This is a genomic window from Corynebacterium sp. HMSC05D08 (assembly GCF_001807215.1).
Classification (GTDB): domain Bacteria; phylum Actinomycetota; class Actinomycetes; order Mycobacteriales; family Mycobacteriaceae; genus Corynebacterium; species Corynebacterium striatum.
On the sequence record NZ_KV788313.1, the window covers coordinates 1 to 5,901 of the forward strand.

Sequence of the window (5,901 nt, forward strand, 5' to 3'; positions counted from 1 at the left end):
ATATCAGGTGTCTACCAAACAGGGGTCAGGTCCAGACCAGACTCCATCAGAATCTCGACTATCGCACGCCTGCTGAGGTTGAGTCAGAGTTTTGGGCAACAAACCCGACCCAAGAAATAATAGAAATCAAGGCAAATGCCTAGGAACAAAACTCGGGGCACTTCACTTCATTTATGACGAAACGCGGTGCAGCTGGTGATCTAAAATCTCAACCTTCCCGTCTTGACCTGGTAGATCGATCCCTTCACTGGAGAAAGTGGTCACTCTAACCGCAGGCTTCAAACCAGTTATTGCTAAAGCAGACTCTCCGAGAGTTTCGTAACCTAGATCAAATCCCAATTAGGGCGCATCACGCTTGCAGTGCAGGGTGAACGACAAGACTCCTAATAAGAAAGCAGGAGATAGGATAGCGAACGCGGTTGCAAGCGCTGGATAGACACTAGTGGCCTCGCCCAACGATCTAGCCAGCAGCGAGTGGGAAGCCGCGAACGGAAGCCAAGGCGTTATAGCGTCGAACATTGGGATCTGCGCCAAGAGTTGTTCAATGAGTAACATCCAGGTGATCGGGGTCGCTACGGCTGCAGCTACAGAGCGCGTAATAACAGCGATAGAGGTAGCCATCGATGACCATACCAATACGATGCCCAAATAAAGCCCCCAATACGGTAGCGCTCCCACGCCTATTTCCAATCCATCTGGGTACAACATCCCAGCTAATAGGGCCAGCGGTATACCAATCGCAAATGCACAGACCAGAAAGACACCTTCGACGACATAGTGCGCCACCAAAGACAAATACCGAGAAGTTTGAGTGAGAAAAGCTATCGCTGTGGACCCAGATCGAATCTCGGTAGCTGTGTATGCCCCACTAAAGATTATCGCCAAAACATGAAATATGCTGATACATTTGCCAATATCACTGGCATCGATAGGTCCTTGGTATTCGGCATCATAGACTGCTGCCATGATGATGATCGGTCCGAAAAAACAGCCAAGAAGCATTACCGCATAGACACCCGTCGAGCGAAGAGAAATAAGACGGCGCAGTTCGGCGCGGAAAGCAGCAATCATGGTTGAAACCTTCTTGCGTTAAAGTCTGATGATGTGGCAGTAAGCTCTAGGAAGGCTTGTTGCAAAGTGGAAGTGCTAGAACCCAAGCTAGTGATAAGAATGTCCGCGTCGTGGCATTTACGAGACAGTGCCAATACATTTGGGATCCGTTGATTAAACGAGACTTCAAGCCCGTTTGGAAGCTTGTTGACATCGACACCCAAATTTCGTAACTCACCCATCAGACGAGAATCATCATTGGTAGCTATGATGGTGTTCTGGGAAGAATTAACGAAGTCTTTCATGTTCCATTCACCGAGAATGTGGCCTTGACCGATGATAAGGATCCGGTCGGCTAAGGTCTCGATTTCACTTAACAGATGTGAAGAGATGAATACCGCATGTCCCTGGGTAGCTAGATTCGTTAAGTAGGAACGCATCCACAGCATGCCTTCGGGGTCTAGGCCGTTCATTGGTTCATCTAGAATAAGATTCCGGGGGCGACCAAGCATTGCTGTCGCGATTCCGAGTCGTTGTTTCATTCCCAATGAGTATTTTCCCATGGGACGACGCGCAGCTGATGACATCCCCACCTCTTCCAAAACAGCATGAACTGCTGAACGAGGTAGCCCGGCTGATGCAGCAACAACTTCGAGGTGTGCTAAACCTGAACGTCCAGCATGAAACCATGATGTATCTAAAACTGCCCCAGCGGCTCTAGCCGGCTGCGCGTGTTGGGAAAGCTTGCGCCCGTCTATGAGAACATTGCCTGCGGTTGGGCAGTCTAGGCCAAGCATGCATCTCATAGTCGTAGATTTTCCTGCGCCATTGGGGCCTAGGAAACCTGTGATGGCGCCATCAGGGACAGTGAATGTGAGATCGTTGATAGCTGAGAATGTTCGATACTGTTTCGTTAGTCTGCTTACGGTAATCACGCTTGGCCGCCTTCGTGTCGAAGTCTGCTTTGTTCAGAGTTTGCAAAGCGAACCCAGACCGGGTGGAGCAAGACCACTACCAGACAAACTGTGACAACGCCTAAAGCCAGTCCGGATAACACATCATGGACGTAGTGCACCCCAGCTGCGACTCGGGAGCTGGCGATCACAATTGCCACAGGTACCACGATCCATTTAGTACGAGATAGCGCAAGAACGCAAGCTGTAGCAAATGCCGCGGCCAGCACTGAATGATTTGAAGGCCACGACCAATCACCTGGGTCTGGGCATGTGAGTGCGGTCGTGAGCATACTGCTTGCACATGGTCTCGGCTCGGAAACGAGAATCTTTATTCCTTCGCTCAGCAAATATGCGATGACAACACCGACTCCCGCACAAGCAAACACTGAAAGTCTTTCACGCGATCGAGCAAGACACCAGAGGCCGACAACTGTCGCTGTTGCCACTAGGATAAGCAGCCCTTTACTTGCTATGAGGGTGACCAGCGTTTCAAGGTGTATACGCGGAACCGTCGTAACGATCGACGAATATAGAAATTGTCGCTCAGGGAATGCGATAGCGGAGCCGATGAGTAGCGCGATAGTGACAATCCACGCCCATCCCATCCCCATCTTCAGTCCGGACCGTCTTGTTATTGATCTCGATATGTGTGTTTGGGTATCAATTTCGTTCATGGTTACTTACGCTATGGGGGTCTAATGGGCAACACATCTGCCGATGAGACATAGTTGTCTAAGCCTTTTGGCATAGAAATACTTCTCGAGTGCCTCCCTATCGGCAGTACTCTGAACGGTGATTATCAGGCATACTATGAATATGATTCTGCGTAATCGCGTAAATCCCCAGCGATTTTTGGAGATGGTTTGCGCTTTACTTTTTGGATTGATTGCAGCCGTTCCAGAGCCTGGCCTCCTAGAAGTTTCTTTTCTGACAGCATTAGGTGTAGGAATTGGAGCGATATCACGAGGTGTTAGCGTTGGGCTAGCAGGACTGGTCGTTTTGATAGTCACATGTGTGGCTAGAACTATTTGGCAGGACGGGCATTGGCTTTATCTGATGGGGGAACTGCCCCCATCAATACTCAGGGCGGGAATTCCCTGGCTGTGCATGGTAGCGGTGCGTCAGTATGTCAGTCTGGGCAAACGAGCTGAGCGGGAACGAGATCTACGAAGGCGCCAGTACGTAGCTAATCTTCAAAGTCAAGCATCTGTTGAGCGGCTTTCACTGGCCCAATCTTTGCACGATGAACTTGGCCATTCGCTCAGCCTTGTAGCTTTGAATCTCAGTCGCGTCGAACTGGATTCGGCTTTGCCCGAGAATCTTCGGAGCATCATCTCCTCTGCGCGCGAGGACCTTGGCAAAGCAGTCGAACAGTTGGGGGATTCAGTTGTTGCTCTCCGATTAGGTGCCAAGCCTGCCCCCGGGGCAACTGATTCTATCGAAGCGCTCATCAAACATGCTCAAAATGCAGGGGCATCCATCTTTGTTGATCCTTTACCTACCAGCATCTGTGCAGAAACAAGCGGCTACAAAGTTCTCTACCGTTTTCTCCAGGAGGCTATTACTAATTCGATGAAGCACGCACCGGGTGAAAACATTTTCATTCATCTAGTGGAAGTTGGAGAGGTCTTTCGAGCGCGAGTGGTTAATGCGACGACGGTTCAAGAGGTTGCGCATAGAAGCTCTGGTGTTGGTCTTTCAGCGCTTACTCGGGATCTTCGAGCCGGCGGCGGGGATCTAAAGGTCGATGCAACTAGGAGCACTTTTTCGGTCGAGGCGACGATTCCTCTACAAGTCGAGCAAAGTGTCCTGATCAATACTGAAGACCAGGAGTCTACTGCTTCTAATGAGATGGTTAACCCGGGCATCAGACATGCGCAGCAGCGGGTGGTGCTGTTGACCGCTTCCCTGATAGTTGCTGGATTGCTTGGCACTGAGGTGGCGTCTACGTTCCAGAAAAGTCGTGCGTTGCTTCCTCCGGAAGAGTTTGCAGGCATTACGGTGGGTAGTGATCAGGCAGAAATCGAACGTGTATTACCTGACCGAGAGGTTCCTCCTCGGCGGGGAGACCTTCCCATACCTGGGTGCCATTATTATGCAGTGACGGCACGTACTTTTGATGATTCTGCAGGAGATATTTACCGGGTTTGCTTCAAAGAGAATGTGGTGTCGTCGGTGGACTATCTTCGGGGAGAAGACAGATGAGTAGTAAAAAGCAGCCAGTGCGAGTCATGGTGGTCGACGATGATCCACTTATACAGGCTGGAATCAAGGGTGTGCTTGAATCTGACTCTTCCATCTTCGTGGTAGCTTCGGCATCCAGCGGTACTGAGGCCCTGGACTTGATTGACGCGTATCGACCGGATGTTTTACTTTTGGACATCCAGATGCCTGGTCTGACGGGTTTAGATGTGTTGCGAAAAGTTCGACAACGCCCACAGCGTCTAGCGTGCGTGATTGTCACTACTTTTGGTGAAGACGATTATGTGTTGGAAGCTGTTCGTTTTGATGCAGATGGTTTCGTACTAAAGGCGGGGGATCCGTCGCTTTTGCTTACTGCGGTTCATGCGGTTGCTGAGGGAGGGGCTTTTTTCTCCCCATCTGTGGCACGCAGGCTTCTTTCTCCTGAAAGGATTGCGCGTTATGCAGAAGTTCGAGCTGCTGTGGAGAAGTTTGGCCGTCTTACGTCTAGAGAGCAAGAGGTGTTGGTGCGGCTCAGTCGTGGCGCTACCAATTCGGAGATCGCGCAATCTATGCACTTAGCACCTGGGACAATCAAAGCTCATGTGTCCTCTATTCTGAGGACTACTGGCGCTCGTAACCGGGTAGAGGCTTCACTAATTGCCATCTATGCTAAAGAAAGTTCACTCTGAAACTAGACTCCCCACGATTCTTCTGAAGACTTAAGCACCACACGCATTCTCTGGAAAGACCGAGGTTTTGCAGTCTGCACAGGAATGCGCTTCGATTGGTTAGCGCGTCGACCGGCGGGTTCAAGCGGTGAATGCAACACCCGGGCCTGACCCCCGGAAAGTAGACACGTCGGGGGTTAGCTATGCTGCTTGGGTCAGTGTAGCTGATGTGAGTGCTTCGAAGTCATTGGGGGCTAGAAGGTTGCACCAGGAGTGCCGTCTGCGGGTGTTGTAGCGCATGCACCATCGAAAGACTTCCTGCCGGCAGATAATGGGATTATCAAAGACTCTCCGATCACGTAGCACTTCACGTTTTAAGGTGGCGTTAAATGATTCTGCCAGGGCATTATCGGCACTAGTTCCCACCGCGCCCATGGATTGGCGTACACCAAGTTGGGCGCAGTGGTCCCTAAACGCCTGTGAGGTGTACACACTTCCATGATCAGAATGGAAAATAGCCCCGTCAAGGCTTCCGCGGACTGTGCTGGCATGGGACAAAGCCTCGATGACCAGTGAGACACGCATGTGGTCTGCGAGTGCATAACCTGCAAGTTTTCGTGAATAGGTGTCAATGACTGTGGCAAGGTACATGTTCTTGCCGCCCTTACACGGCAGGTAGGTGATGTCGCCTACATAAACACGGTTCGGCTCGTCAGCGGTGAATGTACGGCCTACTAAATCTGGCATGACACGGTGACCAGGCTTGCGCCGGGTGGTGATGCATCGACGCCGTTTGCTAAAGCCTTTTAGCCCCATGGATTTCATGATGCGCGCAACCTTCTTATGGTTGATCGGGCCGAAGTCCGTATCGTCGTTGAGGCTTGCAGCGATGCGTTTAGCACCATAAAGCCCGTGCTCATCATCGAAGATGCTCTTGATTCTTGCACCAATAAGGGCATCGGAACATATCTTTAACCTGCGATTTTCGTGGGTGTTGACCCATTTATAAAACGAGGAGCGATTGAGCTTTAACACATGGCACA

At 50.9% G+C, this 5,901-nt stretch carries 6 protein-coding genes; 2 read left to right on the top strand and 4 right to left on the bottom strand.

Annotated features, from left to right (window positions below):
- Window positions 1-339 precede the first annotated feature (339 nt).
- Genes HMPREF3148_RS03390 through HMPREF3148_RS13110 form a run of 3 tightly spaced genes read right to left on the bottom strand, consistent with a single transcriptional unit; the run spans window position 340 to window position 2,680 of the window.
- Window positions 340-1,071: an ABC transporter permease gene (locus HMPREF3148_RS03390; protein ID WP_005291905.1), complete on the bottom strand. Its 732-nt coding sequence runs from the start codon at window positions 1,069-1,071 to the stop codon at window positions 340-342.
- The gene (locus HMPREF3148_RS03395; RefSeq protein ID WP_034964029.1) at window positions 1,068-1,985 is read right to left on the bottom strand and encodes an ATP-binding cassette domain-containing protein; all 918 of its coding nucleotides are present in this window, start codon (window positions 1,983-1,985) and stop codon (window positions 1,068-1,070) included. The genes HMPREF3148_RS03390 and HMPREF3148_RS03395 overlap by 4 nt, the downstream gene beginning before the upstream one ends.
- Window positions 1,982-2,680 carry a phosphatase PAP2 family protein gene (locus HMPREF3148_RS13110; protein WP_316326026.1) on the bottom strand — a complete coding sequence of 233 codons (699 nt, stop codon included), beginning with the start codon at window positions 2,678-2,680 and terminating at the stop codon, window positions 1,982-1,984. Before HMPREF3148_RS13110 ends, HMPREF3148_RS03395 begins: the two co-directional genes overlap by 4 nt.
- A gap of 142 nt (window positions 2,681-2,822) precedes the next feature.
- On the opposite strand from HMPREF3148_RS13110, the gene HMPREF3148_RS03400 reads away from it, so the two are divergent.
- Together HMPREF3148_RS03400 and HMPREF3148_RS03405 are read left to right on the top strand one after the other, a co-directional pair.
- Window positions 2,823-4,211 carry a sensor histidine kinase gene (locus tag HMPREF3148_RS03400; protein ID WP_005291911.1) on the top strand — a complete coding sequence of 463 codons (1,389 nt, stop codon included), beginning with the start codon at window positions 2,823-2,825 and terminating at the stop codon, window positions 4,209-4,211.
- Window positions 4,208-4,879, top strand: coding sequence for a response regulator (locus tag HMPREF3148_RS03405; RefSeq protein WP_034964032.1), 672 nt, complete (start codon window positions 4,208-4,210; stop codon window positions 4,877-4,879). The genes HMPREF3148_RS03400 and HMPREF3148_RS03405 overlap by 4 nt, the downstream gene beginning before the upstream one ends.
- A gap of 180 nt (window positions 4,880-5,059) precedes the next feature.
- Here HMPREF3148_RS03405 and HMPREF3148_RS03410 read toward each other — a convergent pair.
- On the bottom strand, window positions 5,060-5,901 hold an 842-nt coding region (locus HMPREF3148_RS03410), incomplete at its 5' end, for an IS3 family transposase (protein WP_070508709.1).